At 41.5% G+C, this 18,274-nt stretch carries 20 protein-coding genes and 1 pseudogene; 3 read left to right on the forward strand and 18 right to left on the reverse strand.

From position 1 onward, the window contains the following. Window position 1: 1 nt before the first annotated feature. Together HT717_RS03665 and HT717_RS03670 are read right to left on the reverse strand one after the other, a co-directional pair. On the reverse strand, window positions 2–1,672 hold the full coding sequence (locus HT717_RS03665) for a sensor histidine kinase (protein ID WP_000800607.1): 1,671 nt from the start codon (window positions 1,670–1,672) through the stop codon (window positions 2–4). Further along, window positions 1,650–2,264, reverse strand: coding sequence for a DUF624 domain-containing protein (locus HT717_RS03670; RefSeq protein ID WP_153196071.1), 615 nt, complete (start codon window positions 2,262–2,264; stop codon window positions 1,650–1,652). Before HT717_RS03670 ends, HT717_RS03665 begins: the two co-directional genes overlap by 23 nt. A gap of 134 nt (window positions 2,265–2,398) precedes the next feature. Here HT717_RS03670 and HT717_RS03675 point away from each other — a divergent pair, with 134 nt between their 5' ends. Beyond that, window positions 2,399–2,968, forward strand: coding sequence for an MptD family putative ECF transporter S component (locus HT717_RS03675; RefSeq protein WP_173304421.1), 570 nt, complete (start codon window positions 2,399–2,401; stop codon window positions 2,966–2,968). 40 nt (window positions 2,969–3,008) lie between these two features. Here HT717_RS03675 and HT717_RS03680 read toward each other — a convergent pair. From HT717_RS03680 to HT717_RS03755, 16 genes and pseudogenes are all read right to left on the reverse strand, one after another. After that, window positions 3,009–3,173 (reverse strand): annotated as a pseudogene (locus tag HT717_RS03680) (ABC transporter permease); the annotation flags it as partial. A gap of 6 nt (window positions 3,174–3,179) precedes the next feature. Continuing rightward, window positions 3,180–4,424: a hypothetical protein gene (locus HT717_RS03685; protein WP_049539625.1), complete on the reverse strand. Its 1,245-nt coding sequence runs from the start codon at window positions 4,422–4,424 to the stop codon at window positions 3,180–3,182. A 185-nt stretch (window positions 4,425–4,609) separates the two neighbouring features. Further along, window positions 4,610–5,479 (reverse strand): Rgg/GadR/MutR family transcriptional regulator, encoded by an 870-nt coding sequence (locus HT717_RS03690; RefSeq protein WP_049539627.1) that lies wholly within the window; start codon window positions 5,477–5,479, stop codon window positions 4,610–4,612. A 128-nt stretch (window positions 5,480–5,607) separates the two neighbouring features. After that, window positions 5,608–6,300, reverse strand: a complete 693-nt coding sequence (locus HT717_RS03695) for a methionine ABC transporter permease (RefSeq protein ID WP_000444647.1) — start codon at window positions 6,298–6,300, stop codon at window positions 5,608–5,610. A gap of 1 nt (window position 6,301) precedes the next feature. After that, the gene (locus HT717_RS03700; RefSeq protein WP_173303326.1) at window positions 6,302–7,363 is read right to left on the reverse strand and encodes a methionine ABC transporter ATP-binding protein; all 1,062 of its coding nucleotides are present in this window, start codon (window positions 7,361–7,363) and stop codon (window positions 6,302–6,304) included. Next, window positions 7,356–8,729 carry a M20/M25/M40 family metallo-hydrolase gene (locus HT717_RS03705; RefSeq protein ID WP_173303327.1) on the reverse strand — a complete coding sequence of 458 codons (1,374 nt, stop codon included), beginning with the start codon at window positions 8,727–8,729 and terminating at the stop codon, window positions 7,356–7,358. Before HT717_RS03705 ends, HT717_RS03700 begins: the two co-directional genes overlap by 8 nt. A 96-nt stretch (window positions 8,730–8,825) precedes the next feature. Continuing rightward, on the reverse strand, window positions 8,826–9,680 hold the full coding sequence (locus tag HT717_RS03710) for a MetQ/NlpA family ABC transporter substrate-binding protein (RefSeq protein WP_061088507.1): 855 nt from the start codon (window positions 9,678–9,680) through the stop codon (window positions 8,826–8,828). 153 nt (window positions 9,681–9,833) lie between these two features. Beyond that, window positions 9,834–10,664, reverse strand: coding sequence for an amino acid ABC transporter substrate-binding protein (locus HT717_RS03715; RefSeq protein WP_004254995.1), 831 nt, complete (start codon window positions 10,662–10,664; stop codon window positions 9,834–9,836). Window positions 10,665–10,767: 103 nt separating this feature from the next. Beyond that, a complete protein-coding gene (locus HT717_RS03720; RefSeq protein ID WP_173304424.1) occupies window positions 10,768–11,091 on the reverse strand; it encodes an AzlD domain-containing protein in 324 nt (107 codons plus the stop codon). Continuing rightward, entirely contained in the window at window positions 11,081–11,776 is a 696-nt protein-coding gene (locus tag HT717_RS03725; protein ID WP_078135725.1) for an AzlC family ABC transporter permease, read from the reverse strand. The genes HT717_RS03720 and HT717_RS03725 overlap by 11 nt, the downstream gene beginning before the upstream one ends. Before the next feature lie 236 nt (window positions 11,777–12,012). After that, window positions 12,013–12,297 carry a hypothetical protein gene (locus HT717_RS03730; protein ID WP_049539846.1) on the reverse strand — a complete coding sequence of 95 codons (285 nt, stop codon included), beginning with the start codon at window positions 12,295–12,297 and terminating at the stop codon, window positions 12,013–12,015. A gap of 230 nt (window positions 12,298–12,527) precedes the next feature. After that, window positions 12,528–13,391, reverse strand: coding sequence for an XRE/MutR family transcriptional regulator (locus HT717_RS03735; protein ID WP_049539848.1), 864 nt, complete (start codon window positions 13,389–13,391; stop codon window positions 12,528–12,530). Between the two features lie 103 nt (window positions 13,392–13,494). Next, on the reverse strand, window positions 13,495–14,505 hold the full coding sequence (tsaD, locus tag HT717_RS03740) for a tRNA (adenosine(37)-N6)-threonylcarbamoyltransferase complex transferase subunit TsaD (protein ID WP_049539850.1): 1,011 nt from the start codon (window positions 14,503–14,505) through the stop codon (window positions 13,495–13,497). After that, window positions 14,495–14,932, reverse strand: coding sequence for a ribosomal protein S18-alanine N-acetyltransferase (rimI, locus tag HT717_RS03745; RefSeq protein WP_049539852.1), 438 nt, complete (start codon window positions 14,930–14,932; stop codon window positions 14,495–14,497). The genes tsaD and rimI overlap by 11 nt, the downstream gene beginning before the upstream one ends. After that, window positions 14,929–15,612, reverse strand: a complete 684-nt coding sequence (gene tsaB, locus HT717_RS03750; protein ID WP_049539854.1) for a tRNA (adenosine(37)-N6)-threonylcarbamoyltransferase complex dimerization subunit type 1 TsaB — start codon at window positions 15,610–15,612, stop codon at window positions 14,929–14,931. Before tsaB ends, rimI begins: the two co-directional genes overlap by 4 nt. Window positions 15,613–15,716: 104 nt before the next feature. Then, window positions 15,717–15,932 (reverse strand): hypothetical protein, encoded by a 216-nt coding sequence (locus tag HT717_RS03755; RefSeq protein ID WP_049539856.1) that lies wholly within the window; start codon window positions 15,930–15,932, stop codon window positions 15,717–15,719. Between the two features lie 278 nt (window positions 15,933–16,210). Between HT717_RS03755 and HT717_RS03760 the strand changes: the two genes are divergently transcribed. Then, window positions 16,211–16,444 (forward strand): DNA-dependent RNA polymerase subunit epsilon, encoded by a 234-nt coding sequence (locus HT717_RS03760; protein WP_000639572.1) that lies wholly within the window; start codon window positions 16,211–16,213, stop codon window positions 16,442–16,444. A 1-nt stretch (window position 16,445) separates the two neighbouring features. Next, window positions 16,446–18,125, forward strand: a complete 1,680-nt coding sequence (locus HT717_RS03765; protein ID WP_000331983.1) for a ribonuclease J — start codon at window positions 16,446–16,448, stop codon at window positions 18,123–18,125. The last annotated feature ends 149 nt before the right edge of the window (window positions 18,126–18,274 follow it).

The raw sequence follows: 18,274 nt of genomic DNA on the forward strand, positions 1-18,274 counted from the left end.
TCTACTCATCTTGAATTGTAATACGATACTGAACACCTGCTTGCTCTGCAGACTCTACACTAATGGCATAGCGATCCCCAAAATAGAGCACAAAACGCTCATGGACATTGACAATCCCTATAGACTGCCTTTTTGAACTGTAACTGGCTTGGTGTTCAAAATGTCTCTGACTTAATTTTTCTCGAATACTTGTCAGTTTTTCAACCGACATTCCACGGCCATTATCGACCACCAAAATTTCTACAAAACCATCCTGTTTAAGCGCTTTGATGCTAATCACATTATCTGTCCGTCTGTGGTCAACACCATGCGCGAAATAATTTTCTACCAGCGGTTGCAAGGTAAACTTAGGAATTTTCATATTCTCTAACTCTGGATCTATCTTGAAACCATAGGCAATGGACTTGGGATAGCGAACCATGCAGAGATAGCTATATTTACGGCAAAATTCTAATTCCTGTTTGAGAAGAGTTTCTCTTTCGTCAGAAATATTGTTACGCAAGAGACTACTGAACTCATAAATAATATCTGCTAACTCATCTTGACTCTGCATGACTGCGTACATACGCAAGAACTCCAGCGTATTGTACATAAAATGAGGATTGATTTGCGCCTGCAGGGCTCGCATATTGGCATCTTTTTGACTAAGCTCCAACTGATAAATATCATGGATATTCTTTTCCAATCGATCCAACATATCATTGGTCGTCTCCGCTATTAAGAGCAATTCCTGATCCTTTTCAAGCGTATCGATGCGAAGACCTTCTTCTCCTTGGGCAATAGCTTGAATGGAATCCACCAAATCCACTACCTGCTTTTGATAGTTGGCAAAGGTCTGCCTCAAAGTCAGATAGAGAATGACAATAAATATAAGGCTCAAGCCCACAATCAAAGCAGAGCTAGTCACTGTTCCTTGTAAAACAAAGTTTTTGGGAACTGCCACCTGAACCTGATAGCCATGAGAGGTCACACCGACAAACCAGTTTTCATGCTCCCTATTGACCCTCTCACCAATATGAAAAATCTCCGTATCAAAAGGCGATGTCACAGTCACAGCCATCGGGATATGACCTCGGGTATTGTCCACAGCATGGTATAAGATTTCTGGATCCAAGGAAATATAAACAACCCCTATAGATTGATCCGTCGCTGGATCTATAATCGGAACTCCAAAACTATTGGCCTCTGGTTTAAAGCCTTCCGCAAGTACCGAATGACCACCTCTCTCATTTCTGCTCGAAACATAAACTTCTTTAAAGTCCTGCAAGACGATTGCAACACCCGTTATATAGTCATTTTGAACATAAAGATCATCAATATTTTCATACAGAGAAATAGAAGTTGACGAAGCTGCTTGATGCTCCAACAGCCAATAAAAATACTCAGAAGTTGACAGGCTAAAGTACTTATAAACCCCTTGTATCCGGTCTTGATTGGCTACTAAATCTTGCGCTAGCTGGGCTGACTCGCGATAATAATATTCTACCTCTTCGACTGTTCGAGTGGTTACACGCTGGGCTACTCTCTGAGCTTCCTTTTCCCGTGAATCCCAGTCAGCATAAGAGAGTAAGATTGCAAAACTCGCAATAATAATCATCATAACTGAACTGTAGGTTCTCAGAAGCGTATGTAGCCAAAACTGCTTCATTCTATTTTGTCGCCAATTTTTCATGGATACTTTCATAGATCGGTTCCAACATATCACTGATAAAGAAATGCCACATCCCAATTCCTACAAAGAAAAGTAGGGCAGGCATATAGTAACCAATTACCACAAGTAGCACTGTCCCAAGGAGAACCTTAGCCACAGCCACTAAGCTCATAAAGATACCAATCAAGGATAGTTTGAGACTGTTTCGATAAGACAAGTCAAAATAAACTTGTAATTTCAAAGACACTGTATAGGCCAAAAAGATCAGGGCAACTACTAGGGCATTCAAAAAGGTCGCAATCAAATGAACAATAGTCTGATGAGGCAATTGTACCAAAAGATACAAACCATAGACCAAAACTAAATCCACTCCTAAAAAGCTATAGAAAATCAGGTTGCTGGAGACAAAATTTTGCTTATAAAGAGACCAAGCCTCCTTCAAACTGTATTCCCGAAAGCTATAACCATGTTCTGCATATAAACTCATCAAGGTGGCACTAGCTGGCGCTAGACCAAGTATAACCCCTCCTGCTAAAGCTAATAGCCAAAAGAAGGCTGTCGCAATCATCCCTAAAAAGAAACGATTAAAGACAAAATCTAAAAATCTCCCCATGATATCCTCCTAAAAATAACTATGAAACTATTATAGCATATTTCAAGCGTTTTCAAACACATAGACTATCCATTTACAATCCCACCAAACCGTGGTACAATGAGAATTGTGAGAAAATTATCAGGAGACAATTCATGAAAAAATCGATCTTAACCACACTGCTTTTTGCAGTTCTTTACTTCCTCTGCATGGGGATTGGTGTCCTTTTGGGCAATCTCTTTGACCAAACTGGAAACATGTTTTATGCGCCTGCCTTTACTGCCCTTGTCGGCGGTAGCGTCTATATGATTCTGGTCGCAAAAGTTCCGCGCTTTGGAGCCATTACCACTATCGGCCTTGTCATTGCCCTCTTTTTCTTGGGGAGCAAACACGGTGCCGGTGCCTTCCTTCCTGGAATTATCTGTGGCCTCCTAGCAGATGGAGTAGCTCATTTAGGAAAATACAAGGACCAAACAAAAAACTTCCTTTCTTTCATTATTTTCGCCTTTAGTTCAACTGGTCCAATCTTACTCATGTGGATTGCGCCCCAAACCTATATGGCTACTCTTCTAGCAAGAGGAAAATCCCAAGAATATATCGACCGTATCATGGTTGCGCCAAATCCTGGAACCATCCTTTTATTTATCGCAAGTGTTGTCATCGGAGCCCTAGTTGGTGCCTTGATTGGACAAGCCTTGAGTAAAAAGTTTGCACAAAAAATCTAGTCAATAAAAAAGAGCCAGGCGGCTCTTTTTTATTTATGACTCAAGACTTAGTCAAGAAGTCTCCCAAGAATTGGATTGCAAAGATAATCAAGATGATAATGATGGTTGCCAAAATGGTCACATCGTGATTGTAGCGATTAAATCCATAAGCTATGGCTACGTTACCGATACCACCAGCTCCAACTGCCCCCGCCATAGCTGTTTCCCTAGGCTAAAATTTTTTACCTGAAAAACTTCCTTTTTCTAGTGATAAAATCAACCCTATCACACTCACTACCAAAAACACCCACCAACAAAGCCTGATATCTTGTAAAGCTAAGAAAGAAAATAGGGACATCCCCAAGGGTAATGTTAGGGAAAAAATCATACTCAAGAGATTATTACTTCTAGCTAACACATCCGCACTCAAATTAGACAGTAACAGAGTATCTAATTTAGGCATTGATTTCGACATCAAATACATGACAAAGGCTAAGCAGGCAACACCTACTAGAGGAGAAAAATCTAAAATATTAGCAGTAGCAAGCAAGACAAACAGAATTGCATTGAGCGATAACAAGCTTGAAAAAGACCATTTCCCAAAATAATCATGGGGAGTTAAGCTACCAAGAATAGCTCCTCCCAAGCTAACACATTCAATTAAAAATAGGGCTTGAGCATAGCTGAGATAATAGATAGTATGGTCTAATAAGTAAAAGTGATAAATACCTCCAACAGCTCCTCCCAAAGTATTAATTACCAAAATGACAAGGATCATTTTAAGCAATGATTTACTTTCTCTCTGTCTAAATATGTCATCCATGTCCGTATAGATTGCCTTAACTTGTTGAAGTAAACTAATCGACTTATCCTCTACACTTACAGACAAATGAGTCAATTCTCTTCTATTTTTGAACAAAATGAGAGAAGATAGTAAAAAGAAACCAGCATTCACAATTGCAACAAAAGAAAAATTTTGATGACTGGTTGTGAGTAACCACACTCCTAAGGCTTGACCTCCTAGATTTGATAAATAGGAAACAAACTGAGTAAAGGAATAAGCTTCATAGAGCCTATCTTCCAAAATATTATGCTGGATAATCGGCATACGAAGGCCTGCTGTGTAATCTGATAAAATATCCGAACAGATATTAACCATACAGATAAAAGCAAACGTTACGAAGTTCCGGTCATGAATCACACTAGCAATCAAAAGAAATAGCAGACTTTGCACACAACCAACCCAGATAATTGTCCTTGCTTTATTCCGAGTATGATCAGCCTTCATCCCAACATAAAAAGTAAATAGGAAAGGTAAAATCGTAATCATATTCGCCATAAATACAGCTATATTTTTAAAGGGTAGACTCGCAGCATAAACGATAAATACCAGATTATAAATATAAGCTCCACTTGAGCTCAAAAACCTTGATAAGGTAAGTATTCTAAATAAATGATGTCTTAAGAATAGTTTCATAACAGGCCTTTCTCACATTTCAAAGAGTATTTTATTGAATCCAGTCTAACAAAAAAAGCGGGACTCCCCACTTTTTTGTAATATATTTTTGTCTGCAAATAGAAACTCTAGCGCCTAGAAACTGCTAATTATCAATCCATCTACAAGGCAATTTATTTTTCGTCGGTCGATGTAATGAGAATATATTACAAATCTTCATTTGAAAGCTGATTTGCAAAATAGTTTTCATAATATCTTGCACCATCTACATATTCTAAATCTTGTAAGATTGTAATGCCCCTCTGGATTCTTTCAAGACCCTTATTTTCTACTTTAAAAATAGTATCATAATACCCTTTAGCAATCATATAAATGATTTTAAGATAGGCTTCAGACTCTGGCAATTCTCGTTTGTCAATCTGAAAGATAAAATAGTCTGCTTTTAATTTATCCTTTCCCTCTATCGCTTTAAAGAGTCCATTAATCAAAATGGTATCAATACCGACTTTGTTACTAGGTAAAGAGCCTAATAAATCTGTCTTTTGTAACATCTCCCTAGAATATTTAAAATAAAGGGGCAGAGGGAACAAAGTAGAAATCGTTGAAAATAATTCCAATTCATAATTCCCCCAGATATCAATAGTAAAAAAATAGTCATAGAGAAAAGTCAGTTCTTCATCCGTTGCCCTGATTTCTGAATCAAAAAACACGAGAAGACTTTTGATACGAATCATTTGTAAAAGATAGCTTTTTTTAGCACTTGATCTGTACTTTTGAGTCGTCTCTTCATACAAGGAGTGGAGAGAATCAATCCCTTCTCTGTCATATAGTTCCCAGAGATTTTCCTGAAAAGCCAAAACCTTTTTCTGAGAAAAACCACGTACCAAGTACATAAATTCATTCAAATCAGAGTGGATGTTATCTAAGGCAGTAATCAATTTCATAGATGATAAGTCTGCTTCTCCGCGCTCAAATTTGCTCAGCATGGAATAAGTAAACTCTCCTCCCCTCGCCTCCTGTAGAGATACATTCCGACTCTTTCTCAATTCTTTAAAAACTTCTCCCAGATTTTGCATATTGACTCCCCACAATTCTTAACTCTCTTACTCATGAAAGTAACGGTTGATAGCAGCTAGTACAGAGAATTTTAAGTCTTGACTGTACGACAAATCCTGTGAATGATGTACAGATTGCATTGTACTTTTTATTTATGGCTCAATTTCTTGGTCAAGAAATCTCCCAAGAATTGGATTGCAAAGATAATCAAAATGATAATGATAGTCGCCAAGATGGTCACATCGTGATTGTAGCGGTTAAATCCATAAGCAATGGCCACGTTACCGATACCACCAGCTCCAACCGCACCGGCCATAGCTGTTTCTCCAACAAGTGAAATCAAGGTCACAGTTGTCACGCGGATCAAGTCTGGAAGGCCTTCGGATAGGTAAACACCCACGATATCCCAGAATGTCGCTCCGCTCGCTTGAGCCGCCTCAATAACACCACCATCTAGCTCAGCCAAGACAACCTGCACCTGACGGGCAAAGAAGGCAAAGACTGCAAAAGATAGGGGTACGATAGCCGCATTTGGACCAATGCTTGTTCCTACGATTAGATGAGAGAAGGGTGACAAGACTGCCAAGAGGATGATAAAAGGAACCGCACGGAAAATAGAGGTGATCTTATCCAAAATCCAGAAAACGACTTTGTTCTCCAAGACACCACCTGGCGCTGTCAAGACAAGGAAAAGACCTGCCACTAGCCCCAAGAACCCTCCGATGATGAAGGAAAGAACTGTCATATAAAGAGTTAGATAGATGGCTGTTCCCCAGCCTGCTTGACCAGCCCAGCCCATTTTATAGACATTTGGTAAATAGGTTTGAATCAATGATTCCATCTTACTGTCCTCCCTTCAATACTTTTAGCTGTACGCCTGCCTGACGAATGGCTTCTTGAGCACCTGCTAGCGCTGCTTTTTCACCTGACAAGACCACAACCAATTCTCCAACAGGAGTGCCATCGAGGATTTCGATATTCCCATAAAGAATATTAGCCGTTACTTGGTAACGCTTGTACAATTCATTCAAAAGTGGCTCATCTGTTGAAGCCCCTGCATACTTGAGTTGCACCAAGAGACTGTTTTCAGACAAGTGTTCCACGATTTCTTGCTTCTCAATCTTAACCATGGCTTCATCAATACCTGTGGCTGTTGAGATAAAGTCCTGGGTCAAAGGTTGTTTAGGGTCTGAGAAGATTTCAAGGACACTTCCCTCTTCAATTAAATGCCCATCCTGCATCACTGCCACACGGTTGGCAATATCTTTGACAATCTGCATTTCATGCGTAATCAAGACAACTGTCAAGCCTAATTTTTGGTTCAAATCTTGCAACAAGGCCAAAATCTGCTTGGTTGTCTTCGGGTCAAGGGCAGAAGTTGACTCATCTGAAATCAAGATTTTTGGATCATTTGCCAAGGCACGCGCAATAGCCACACGCTGTTTTTGCCCTCCAGATAGTTGTGAAGGGTAGTTTTCAGCACGATCCGCCAAACCAACCAATTCCAACAATTTAGCTACTTTAGCCTTCTTTTCTTCCTTGCTGAGTCCAGAGTGTTTAAGGGCAAAGGCCACATTCTCCTCTGCTGTCTTTTGACTCATGAGGTTAAAATGCTGGAAAATCATCCCGATATCCTGACGTTTACGACGCAACTGTTCTGCCGTCAAGGTCACCTTACCATCAAAAATCACATCATCGTCAATGGTAATTTTCCCTGCAGATGGCTTTTGCAAGAGGTTAATCACCCGTACAAGGGTTGATTTCCCTGCTCCAGAATATCCAACGATTCCGTAGATATCCCCTTCTTGGATGTGAATAGTCACATCTTTGACCGCTGTGATGGTTCTCTTCTTTTGGTGAAAAGTCACATCGATCTGATCTAACTTGATAATATCTCTACTCATAGCTTCTAATCAGCTCCTCTACTAATTCAATATGGGTGTAGTAATCGGCGATTCGCACATTTTCATCTCCACCGTGATCTCGACTATTGGCATTTCCTAGACCGAAGGCTACCATAGGCACCTCTAGGGCATCAAAGACCGTATGCATAGGGCCTGTCCCCGCTGTGGTCGGCAAGACTGAAACGCCCTGTGGATAGAATTTCTTGGCCAACTCGATTACATTGAGAATGGCTGGCGCGCTCATATCGCTTCGATAGCTCATCTCTCCCAAGGTATAGTATAATTCTACCTTATCAAAGCCATTTTTGTCTAGCTGTTTCCGAATTTTTTCCAGAACATCATGCGGTTCTAGGCCAGGAACCAAACGAACTTCTAACTTGGCACTAGCTTCTGCTGGCAAAATCGTTTTAACCCCTTGTCCTTGGTATCCTGACTGAATCCCTTCGATATTAAGGGCTGGCTCGAAAAAGAAACGTTTTAGAAAGGCTGCACGCTCCTCTTGTAAAAGAGGCAATTCCAAACCATAAATCTGGCTGATTTCCCCTGGATTTCGTTGAGCGTAGGTATCCACCAAGGCCAACTCCCGTTCGTTTGGTTCTTGCACCTCTTCGTACAAGCCTTCAACCAAGATACGGCCATCTGCTGCACGAAGAGACTGTAGAGCTTGAAGGAGGTACCATGGAGCTGATTCCACAACCCCACCATAACTCGAATGGATATCGACATCAGCGCTTTTCACCTTGGCATCAAAGGTCACAATCCCCTTATTTCCACCAGAAATTTCCAGCTGTTCCAAGGCATTTTTGGTCCCTTGTTCCCAGACCAACAAATCCGCCCCACGGAGTTTGTCCGCATGTTTTTCCAGATACTTATCTAGGTCTGTCGAAGCCGATTCCTCCGCCCCCTCCATGATAAAACTGATATTGACAGGTAGGTCATCATGGTGCTGCATATACTTTCTCAAAGCACTCAAACGAGCTGTGATATGACCCTTATCATCATCAACCCCACGCCCATACATAAAGCCATTGCGGACCGAAAGCGTAAAGGGATCCTCTGTCCAGACCTGATCCCCATCCGCTGGCACAGTGTCATAGTGATTATAGAAAATCAAGGTCTTGGCATCTGGACGCGAACTCTTGAAATGCGCCATGACAAAGGGCGCCGTATAAGTCTCATCAATCTCCACTTCAGCCCCAACATGCTTGAAAATCTCGCCCAGATAGTTTGCGACATCCTTAAGTCCAACCTGTTGGGCAAAGACTGATTTCTTAGAAATCAAGGTACGCAAAACCTCAAAATAATGCTGGGCTACATGATCCTTTTCAAATTTTTCAATCTGTTCTTGTTCGCTAGGAAAAACCATATTCTCTCTACCTTTCTATGAACTACTCTTCCTGACAATCCATGCTCTATACAAAAGCAAGAGGTGGAATTCTCTCTCCCACCTCCCTGTTTCTTATTACCAAACTGGTTGATCCAAACCGTCTGATGTTTCTTCGATAACTTTTTTCACTTCATCTGTGTGGTAAGCTGCGATTACTTTCTTGATAGCATCAGCCTTAGGTGATGTTTCCCAATCTTTTTTCGCAACGATGATGTTGTACCATTGTTTTGAGTTTTCATCAGCTTGTTCTTTGAAAAGTGCTTTCTTGTAGTCCAATTTTGCTTCTGTAACGAAGGTATTGTTTACAACGGCAGCGTCAACTGATGACAATGAACGAGCTGTTTGGCTAGCGTCCAATTCAGTGATTTTCAAGTTCTTTGGATTTTCTTTGATGTTAGCAACTGTTGCAAGGGCAGTTCCTGAAACATCCAACTTAATCAAGCCAGCTGATTGAAGCAAGTAAAGCGCACGGCTTTCGTTTGTAGCGTCGTTCGGTACAGCGATTTCTCCGTTTGCTGGGATGTCTTCTACTTTAGTGTACTTGTTGTCGCTTCCATTCAAACCTGAGTAAAGACGGATTGGAGAGATGTAAGTATCTGCAATCGCTACAAGGTCTTTCCCGTTTTCTTTATTCCAGTTGTTCAAGAAGTTGTAGTGTTGGAAAGCGTTCAAGTCTACTTCGCCATCAGCAGTTGCCTTGTTTGGTTGTGAGTAGTCTGTGAACTCTGTAAATTCCAAAGTGATTCCGTCTTTTTTAACCAATTCTTGGATTTTGTCCCAACGTTTTTCTTCAGAACCGCTACGGTTAACAGTTGCGATTTTAACAGTTGTTGCATTGTCTGCTTTCTTTTCTGAGTTTCCGCAAGCTGCAAGAGCCAAACCTGCGACTGTAGCAAGGGCTGCTACACCAAGCCATTTTTTGATTTTCATGATTCTTTCTCCTTAAAAATAATACCGTACTAGTATCTCACAATTTGTTTGATTTCACAAATTGTTATTAGATAGCCAGATATATAGTTTAAAACTATACCCCTAAAAACTGAGAAATCACCCATCTTATTCCGAATGGATGACTTCAAAAAATTATTTAATATCAGCTTCTGCTGGTAGGTAAGTGTCTCCGAAGAATTGTTTAGACAATTTTTCAAGAGTTCCGTCTTTGTAGAGTTCTTGGATACGTTTGTCTACAAATGTTTTCAACTCATCTTGACCTTTAGCAAGAAGTGGGTAAACATAAGGTTGTTGGTCACTTGGAAGTTCAATAACTTTCAAGTTGTCCAAACCTTGGTCCTTGATGACTGTTTCAACACCGATTTTATCAAAAATCTTGTAGTCAAACTGGCCATCGCTCAAGCGTCCCATGATTTGTTGGAAGTCCGCTTTAGTATACTTTAGGACAGTTGGATTATCTGAATGTTGTTTGTTGTAGTCTTCTAGCTGTTTAGCAGATGTTGTCCCTTGAACAACTTCTGTTGATTTTCCACCGATATCATCAAGCGATTTGATGCTAGGGTCATCTTTTTTCACTACAAGAACGTTAGGGTTTTTAGCAGTTGGAGCTGCATAAAGGTATTTTTCAGCACGTTCTTTAGTGTAGCTGATGTTGCTAACAGCCATATTGTAACGGTCAGCATCAAGTCCTGCAAAGACACCTGACCACTCTGTCTTCTCAAACTTGACATCATATTTGTCAGAGTCTTTAAAGATAGCGCGAACCACTTCAATCTCGTAACCAGTCAATTCGCCATTTTCTTCATAGTTGAATGGTTTTGGTGTAGCATTAGTTGCAACGATAATTTCTTTCTTGCTAGCTGCTTCTCCTTCTTTCTTAGCACCACCTGAGCAAGCTGCTAAAACACCTGCAGCAACAAGCCCTAGGGCAGCAAGAGATGAGTATTTAACGATTTTTTTCATTTCATTTCCTCCAAAATAGAATACCTTATAATCTTAACAGAAAAAGAGCATTTACGCCATTATATGATATCTATCTCTGTGATAAGTTTTCTTTATGGCTAATTTAAAAGACCAAACGCAAGATGGCAATCAAGACTACTCCGAAGAGAACTGTTCCGACTAGATTACGGTAGCGAAAGGCTACCCAAGCCGTTGGAAAGACTGCTAAGAAGTCTAGCCATTTGATTTGAGGCAGGCTACCAACCTTACCTGTCACTACGCTTGAAAGAATCAAGGCAAAGATAATAGAAACGGGCAAGAACTTCAAAAAACGCTCAATAATCGCAGGCAAACCCTTATACTTGACCAAGATGAAAGGAATCATACGGGGAATCCAAGTCACCAAGCCAGAGAAAATCACTGCTAATAAAAGATACTTACTGACCATCTAAAACCACCCCCATTGTACAACCAAGTAGCGTCGCAAACAGAACAGCTAGTGACTGAGACACCACTGTCAAGAGTAAAAAGAAGGACACCGCAACAACTGCTAGGATAATGAGCAGATTTCGGACAGGAATCCGTCTTTGCATAATCTGGAATTGCGAAGCAAAAATTCCGATAAACATCCCAACCAGGGCAAAATCCAAGCCAAAGATTTCTGGATTTGGCAGCAGGCCACCCAGAGCCGTTCCGACAACTGTTCCCACAAACCAAGCCACATAGCTGTTGAGATTGTTTCCGTGCATCCACATAGGATTGACCTTGTCTGCATGGGCCAATTCGCCCATCAAAACGCCATAAGTCTCATCCGTCAAGATACTAGACATACCGATATTGTGCCAAAGACTGGTATGACGGAAATAGGTCGATGCGTGCAAGCTCAACAAAAAGAGACGCAAATTAATCAAAAAGACCGTCATAGCAATAGCTGCTACAGGTGCCTGCACTGCAATCAGTGCCAACATGGCAAACTGGGCGCTCCCAGCATAAACAAAGAGGCTCATCAAGCCCATCTCAACAGGCGTCACATAGGGCGCACCGATAATTCCACAGGCCAGCCCGATACTGACATAACCAAGGGCCGTTGGCATAGCTGCCTGCGCTCCCTCCCAAAATCCTTTTTCTTTCATCTTTCTCCTCATATTATCTTAATAAATGGGCTGAATCAGTTCCAGCCACAGCATGGACTATTATAACACATTCAGGAAAGAGAAAAAAGTCTGCTGATTATAATCAGACAGACTCCATTTTATTCCATAGTATCAAAAGCGAGACTTGGTCTGGCATTGAGATCCAAGCTTGCTTATATTCTTTTTCATTTTAGATTCACCCATTATGCGATGTTAATAACGTATCCTATAATGAATCATATTTTAAAAATACCAGACCACACTATTCCCTGCTTGTATTTGGCTTCTTTCTTTTGGACAATTTTTGCTAAATCCAACAACTCTGTCGGTGGTTCACCTTTAAAGCCCAATAATTCTTTAGAAACGGCAAAAGAAAGACGTGTAGCTAGCAAATCTTCACTGCTACTAGAAAACTGTTTCGCTGTTTCCAGCAATTGCTTCCTAAATTCTTCCGTCAAGCTAATTTCTTTATTATTGTACAGGGAATGAATCAACATTTGCAACTGACTTTGCTTTTCCATCGTTTACCTCATTTTATCTAGGATACCAAGTTTCACTTTTAGTCCAGCTATTTACAGCATGCTCAGAATTAAACATATACTGTACCAATTCCCATCTATAAACCACTTTTGCGACTTAAGATTTGCTTCAAGTGCTTTACAGGGATAGTATAACACAGAAATTGACTTATTTTAGAAAATCGCATATTTGATATTTTTTCTTATAGAGATTTCAGATTTGCGATTGTTGACTAATCAATAAGTTCTTTGAATTGCTGCAAACGCAATTCAAAAAGGGCTATCAATTGTGGATTTTCTAATACTTGCAAAGATTGGATAAAGTGTTCAATCTCTTTTTGATTGCTTCCCTTAGTTTGAAGGAAAACACTCATTTTCTTTAAAAATTGCCATAATACTTTTTCAAAAACATCATACGGACGTAGCATACTCTCCAACTCGGCTTCAAAGATTGGGATATAGGAAAAAAGTTTACGCTCCATGAGTTCTGATAAGATATTTAAAATCCCTTGCTTCATATACAATCGATTGTGTACTAACTCTTTAAATTCTTTAGATTTCTCAATTAAAGCGGTTGATAAAAATATCAAATCTTGATTGCTCAAGAAAGGCATGGTATTGCAAAAAAGATAGAGTTCAAACCAGGTCCAAGACTCAATAGCATAGAGATAGATAGTCAGAAACTCCCTATCCTCATCTGTTAGCGGATATCTCTTATTTAAGGAATGGATGGCGTTTTTAATCACAATGGCATTCAAACGACGATAGGTCTGCGCCATCTGTTCTTGCTCGACTTCCTCCAACAGTTGCTCTAAGCCAGCAATATCTTGATGGGCAAAGCGATCCACAACCCTTCTACCAATTCGCATATGTGGGGATTCTTGATAGTTGTTGAGCTTGTGCCCAAACTCATCAAAATTCATATTGATCCCTTGAATAGCTAGGATCAGCTTGTCCGCAGATAGCATAGACTGTCCTAGTTCAAACTTGGATAACTGAGAGGCTGTTAGTCCAGCACAAGCTACATCTGACTGTTTTAGCTTTCTAGCCAAGCGCAATTCCTTGTAAAATTCTCCCAATTCCATTCTCTCAATCATCTGGCCACCTCCTATTCTTTATATATTATATCATTATTTACAATAATTTGTCAAAATATTCTGACATTTAAAAAGGCAAAAAAGCCAGCCTTAAGCTGACTCCTTATTCCATAGTATCAAAAGCGAGACTTGGTTTGGCATTGAGGTCCAAGTTCGCAAAGTTTTCTTTGTTCCACTCGCTAACGCTGGCATAGGCAATCATGCCTGCATTGTCTCCACAGAGACGCAGAGGGGGGATGATGACCTTGACATCTGTAATTTCAGTTGCTAGGCGTTCTCTGAGACCTTTATTGGCTGCCACACCTCCAGCCACGACTAGAGTTTTAACAGGGTATTTCTCCAAAGCCTTCTTGGTTTTTGCCATGAGAATATCCAGGACAGCTGCTTGGAAGGATGCACACAAGTCCGCTGTAGACAAGCTCTCTCCCTTTTGCTCGGCATTGTGATGAAGATTGATAAAGGCAGACTTCAAACCTGAGAATGAAAACTCCAGATTATCTTCCCTAATCATGGCACGAGGGAAATCATAAATATCCTGCCCCTGATGAGCTAGCTCGTCAATCTCACGACCTGCAGGATAGGTCAAGCCCATGACACGGCCGACCTTATCATAAGCCTCACCAACCGCGTCATCTCGCGTTTCTCCAACAATCTTGTAGTCACCTGCCTCAGAAACATAGACCAACTCTGTGTGCCCACCACTTACTAAAAGTGCTAGCAAGGGAAACTCCAAAGGCTCTACACTCTGAGCGGCCATGAGGTGACCAGCCATGTGGTTAACAGGGATCAGCGGAAGTCCATGAGCCCAAGCAAAGGCCTTAGCAGCTGATAAACCTACTAGTAAGGCTCCGACCAAGCCCGGTCCATAGGTAACCGCCACAGCTGTCACGTCCTCTTCGGTAATCCCTGCTTCTGCCAGTGCCTCCTCGATACAGGCTGTAATGACCTCGACATGGTGACGACTGGCTACTTCAGGCACTACGCCCCCAAAACGTTTGTGGCTCTCAATTTGACTAGCAATGACATTGGACAAGAGATGGTCGTCGTTTTTCAAGACGGCAACACTGGTCTCATCACAGGATGTCTCAAATGCTAAAATATATCTATCCTTCATCTATTTCTCTCTTCATGATGATGGCGTCCTCGACTGGATCATGGTAATAAGCCTTTCGCTCAGCGATGACTGCCATTTTTTCTTTCTTGTAAAATGCTTGCGCTCGGTGGTTCGACTTTCTAACTTCGAGGAAAATTTCCTTGTCTGTCGGCAATTGAGCAAACAAGGCTGACGCAATTCCCTGACCCTGATAAGCTCCTTTGACAGCGATTTGCAAGACTTCTGCCTCAAAAAGATTCTCCTGCACAGCTAGAAAGCCAATCACTTCTTCCCCATCATAAGCCAGAACATACCAAGTCTGATCTTGGGACAGGTCTGCTTGGATTTGTTCCAGCGTCCAAGGACTGACTGAGTAAACATCTACCATAACAGCGTAGGTGGCTTGAGCCAGGTCAGGCTGTTGTTGGATTCGTTTGATTTCTATCATAGACGTTTAATATAAGACTCACCAGACTCGGTGTGGTTCTTGAGCCAGTTTTCCTCAGCCTCAACACGTTTGAGGTAGTTCGGCACAAAATCATGCAAGGAGTCTGCTTCCTTGTCCCAAGTCAAAAGAGCAAGATTGGCTGCATTAGGCAATGTTTCTTTATAATTAGTCCTTGGCAAGTGTTCTTGAATCTGCTCCACAAAGGGGCCAACTTCTCCGACAAAGGTTACCTGACTAGCGCCCTTGATTAACTCAATCACTCGCTCAAAAGGCAAGTGTGCTTCTGGCATGACAGATTTAGCATTTTCATAAAATCCTGCATAAACATTGTTGCGACGCGCATCCATCAAGGGGACGAACAAGCCTTCTTGTTGGTAGGGCACCAAAGCCAAGAGGCTAGACATACCAACTAACTCGATGTTCAGAGTGTGAGCCAAAGTCTTAGCCGTTGCGACCGCAATTCGCAAGCCTGTGTAGCTACCTGGCCCTTCTGCCACCACGATTCGGTCCAAATCCTTGGGCGTCCAATCCAAACTTGCCATCAAAAAATCGATGGCAGGCATAAGGGTAATACTGTGATTTTTCTTGATATTAATCGTCGTCTCGGCAAGAACCTGCTTATCCTCTAAAATAGCGAGAGAAAGAGCCTTGCTGGACGTATCAAAAGCTAATACTTTCATAACACATTCCTATCTTTTGGTCTGCTTACTATTATACTACAAAAGCTGGCACATGGGAATTTTCTTTGCCCCCAAACAAAAATGCCCCAGCATAAGCAGGGCATCTAAGCATTTAATCCAAAGTAAAATACAAACCAAACGACATAGGTCACGAGTAGGAGAAAAAGAGAGTAGAGAGTCACAAAACTAATCTTCCACAAGAGCTTGCTTTGTCGTCGTTCCATTTTGGCAAATAGAAGATTCCCCGCATAAACACAAACAACAAAAACAATAAAAGCCACCAAGCGGACTCCGATAGCAAAAGAAAATAAGTTATACATAGGGCAACCTCCTTGACTTAAAAACTATAGGAAATTATGACAAACGATAAATTCCACTCCCATTATCAAGATAACATACTTTCTTTATTTTTGCAAACGCTTCCTAATGAGTGACCCTATGACTTTCTCGTTTCCGTCTTTTACTAATTTTTCATTTTGTGGTATAATTGAAATAATTGTAACGAATCAAGGTCAATCTAGACAAAAAATGGAATGAAATCAAGCAAATATCTGCTAAAAGTTTGGAATAAGCTGACCTGTAAATAGAAAGGAACTATATGATTTACAAAGTTTTTTATCAAGAAACAAAAGAACGTAGCCCACGTCGTGAAACTACACGCGCACTTTACCTAGACATCGATGCCAGCTCAGAACTTGAGGGTCGCATCGCTGCTCGTCAACTTGTCGAAGAAAATCGCCCAGAGTACAATATCGAGTATATCGAACTCTTGTCTGACAAATTGCTAGATTACGAAAAAGAAACTGGCGCCTTCGAAATCACGGAGTTCTAATATGGCCTATACTCTTAAACCTGAAGAAGTCGGCGTTTTTGCCATCGGTGGTCTGGGAGAAATCGGGAAAAATACATACGGGATTGAATACCAAGATGAGATTATCATCGTCGATGCTGGGATTAAATTCCCAGAAGATGACTTGCTAGGTATCGACTATGTCATTCCTGACTACTCTTATATCGTGGACAATATCGACCGCGTTAAGGCTGTTTTGATTACACACGGACACGAGGACCACATTGGTGGGATTCCTTTCCTGCTCAAGCAAGCAAATGTCCCTATCTACGCTGGACCGCTTGCCTTGGCTTTGATCCGTGGGAAACTCGAAGAACACGGCCTCTTGCGCAACGCCAAACTTTACGAAATCAACCACAATACTGAGTTGACCTTTAAAAACCTCAAGGCAACGTTCTTTAGAACGACTCACTCTATTCCAGAACCTTTAGGGATTGTCATCCATACTCCTCAGGGGAAAATCGTTTGTACGGGTGACTTCAAGTTCGACTTTACTCCAGTTGGAGAACCTGCGGACTTGCACCGTATGGCAGCCCTTGGCGAAGAAGGCGTGCTCTGTCTCCTGTCTGACTCGACAAATGCAGAAGTGCCAACCTTTACCAACTCTGAAAAAGTCGTTGGTCAGTCCATCATGAAGATTATCCAAGGCATTGAAGGACGTATCATCTTTGCATCCTTTGCCTCAAATATCTTCCGTCTCCAGCAAGCAACAGAAGCTGCTGTTAAGACTGGACGTAAGATTGCGGTATTTGGCCGTTCTATGGAAAAGGCCATTGTCAACGGAATCGATCTTGGCTACATCAAAGCTCCTAAGGGCACCTTTATCGAGCCAAATGAAATCAAAGATTATCCTGCAGGCGAGGTTCTCATCCTCTGTACAGGTAGTCAGGGCGAGCCTATGGCGGCCCTCTCTCGTATCGCCAACGGAACCCACCGTCAGGTACAACTCCAACCAGGCGATACTGTTATCTTCTCTTCTAGTCCAATCCCTGGAAATACTACTAGCGTCAACAAGCTGATCAACATCATTTCTGAAGCTGGTGTTGAAGTTATCCACGGTAAAGTGAATAATATCCATACATCTGGACACGGTGGCCAGCAAGAGCAAAAACTCATGCTCCGCTTGATTAAGCCAAAATACTTCATGCCTGTCCACGGTGAATACCGCATGCAAAAAGTCCACGCTGGACTAGCAGTGGATACTGGTGTTGAGAAGGACAATATCTTTATCATGAGCAATGGTGATGTGCTTGCCCTTACTGCTGACTCAGCTCGTATCGCAGGTCATTTCAACGCTCAAGATATCTATGTCGATGGAAATCGTATCGGTGAAATCGGTGCCGCTGTCCTCAAAGATCGTCGAGATTTATCTGAAGATGGTGTCGTTCTGGCAGTCGCAACTGTTGACTTCAAATCTCAGATGATTTTGTCTGGCCCAGACATCCTTAGCCGAGGCTTTGTCTACATGAGAGAGTCTGGCGACTTGATTCGCCAAAGCCAGCGCATCCTCTTCAATGCTATTCGTATCGCACTGAAAAATAAGGACGCTAGCGTACAATCTGTCAATGGTGCCATTGTCAACGCTATTCGCCCCTTCCTCTATGAAAATACAGAACGTGAACCGATTATTATCCCTATGATCCTCACACCAGATGAAGAATAATACTCTTCGAAAATCAAATTCAAACCACGTCAGCTTCGCCTTGCCGTATATATGTTACTGACTTCGTCAGTTCTATCTACAACCTCAAAGCAGTGCTTTGAGCAACCTACGGCTAGCTTCCTAGTTTGCTCTTTGATTTTCATTGAGTA

This window comes from Streptococcus sp. 959 (genome assembly GCF_013277075.1).
GTDB classification, from domain to species: Bacteria; Bacillota; Bacilli; order Lactobacillales; family Streptococcaceae; genus Streptococcus; species Streptococcus pseudopneumoniae_C.

What these genes read in the sequence shown, in the direction of transcription:
- HT717_RS03695 (WP_000444647.1), bottom strand. Translation starts at nt 6,300, where the DNA reads ATGGAATCATTGATTCAAACCTATTTACCAAATGTCTATAAAATGGGC.
- HT717_RS03705 (WP_173303327.1), bottom strand. Translation starts at nt 8,729, where the DNA reads ATGGTTTTTCCTAGCGAACAAGAACAGATTGAAAAATTTGAAAAGGAT.
- HT717_RS03765 (WP_000331983.1), top strand. Translation starts at nt 16,446, where the DNA reads ATGGCCTATACTCTTAAACCTGAAGAAGTCGGCGTTTTTGCCATCGGT.
- tsaD (WP_049539850.1), bottom strand. Translation starts at nt 14,505, where the DNA reads ATGAAGGATAGATATATTTTAGCATTTGAGACATCCTGTGATGAGACC.
- tsaB (WP_049539854.1), bottom strand. Translation starts at nt 15,612, where the DNA reads ATGAAAGTATTAGCTTTTGATACGTCCAGCAAGGCTCTTTCTCTCGCT.
- HT717_RS03675 (WP_173304421.1), top strand. Translation starts at nt 2,399, where the DNA reads ATGAAAAAATCGATCTTAACCACACTGCTTTTTGCAGTTCTTTACTTC.
- HT717_RS03720 (WP_173304424.1), bottom strand. Translation starts at nt 11,091, where the DNA reads ATGGTCAGTAAGTATCTTTTATTAGCAGTGATTTTCTCTGGCTTGGTG.
- HT717_RS03665 (WP_000800607.1), bottom strand. Translation starts at nt 1,672, where the DNA reads ATGAAAAATTGGCGACAAAATAGAATGAAGCAGTTTTGGCTACATACG.
- HT717_RS03670 (WP_153196071.1), bottom strand. Translation starts at nt 2,264, where the DNA reads ATGGGGAGATTTTTAGATTTTGTCTTTAATCGTTTCTTTTTAGGGATG.
- HT717_RS03730 (WP_049539846.1), bottom strand. Translation starts at nt 12,297, where the DNA reads ATGGAAAAGCAAAGTCAGTTGCAAATGTTGATTCATTCCCTGTACAAT.
- HT717_RS03715 (WP_004254995.1), bottom strand. Translation starts at nt 10,664, where the DNA reads ATGAAAAAAATCGTTAAATACTCATCTCTTGCTGCCCTAGGGCTTGTT.
- HT717_RS03690 (WP_049539627.1), bottom strand. Translation starts at nt 5,479, where the DNA reads ATGCAAAATCTGGGAGAAGTTTTTAAAGAATTGAGAAAGAGTCGGAAT.
- rimI (WP_049539852.1), bottom strand. Translation starts at nt 14,932, where the DNA reads ATGATAGAAATCAAACGAATCCAACAACAGCCTGACCTGGCTCAAGCC.
- HT717_RS03700 (WP_173303326.1), bottom strand. Translation starts at nt 7,363, where the DNA reads ATGAGTAGAGATATTATCAAGTTAGATCAGATCGATGTGACTTTTCAC.
- HT717_RS03710 (WP_061088507.1), bottom strand. Translation starts at nt 9,680, where the DNA reads ATGAAAATCAAAAAATGGCTTGGTGTAGCAGCCCTTGCTACAGTCGCA.
- HT717_RS03735 (WP_049539848.1), bottom strand. Translation starts at nt 13,391, where the DNA reads ATGATTGAGAGAATGGAATTGGGAGAATTTTACAAGGAATTGCGCTTG.
- HT717_RS03725 (WP_078135725.1), bottom strand. Translation starts at nt 11,776, where the DNA reads ATGAAAGAAAAAGGATTTTGGGAGGGAGCGCAGGCAGCTATGCCAACG.
- HT717_RS03685 (WP_049539625.1), bottom strand. Translation starts at nt 4,424, where the DNA reads ATGAAACTATTCTTAAGACATCATTTATTTAGAATACTTACCTTATCA.
- HT717_RS03760 (WP_000639572.1), top strand. Translation starts at nt 16,211, where the DNA reads ATGATTTACAAAGTTTTTTATCAAGAAACAAAAGAACGTAGCCCACGT.
- HT717_RS03755 (WP_049539856.1), bottom strand. Translation starts at nt 15,932, where the DNA reads ATGTATAACTTATTTTCTTTTGCTATCGGAGTCCGCTTGGTGGCTTTT.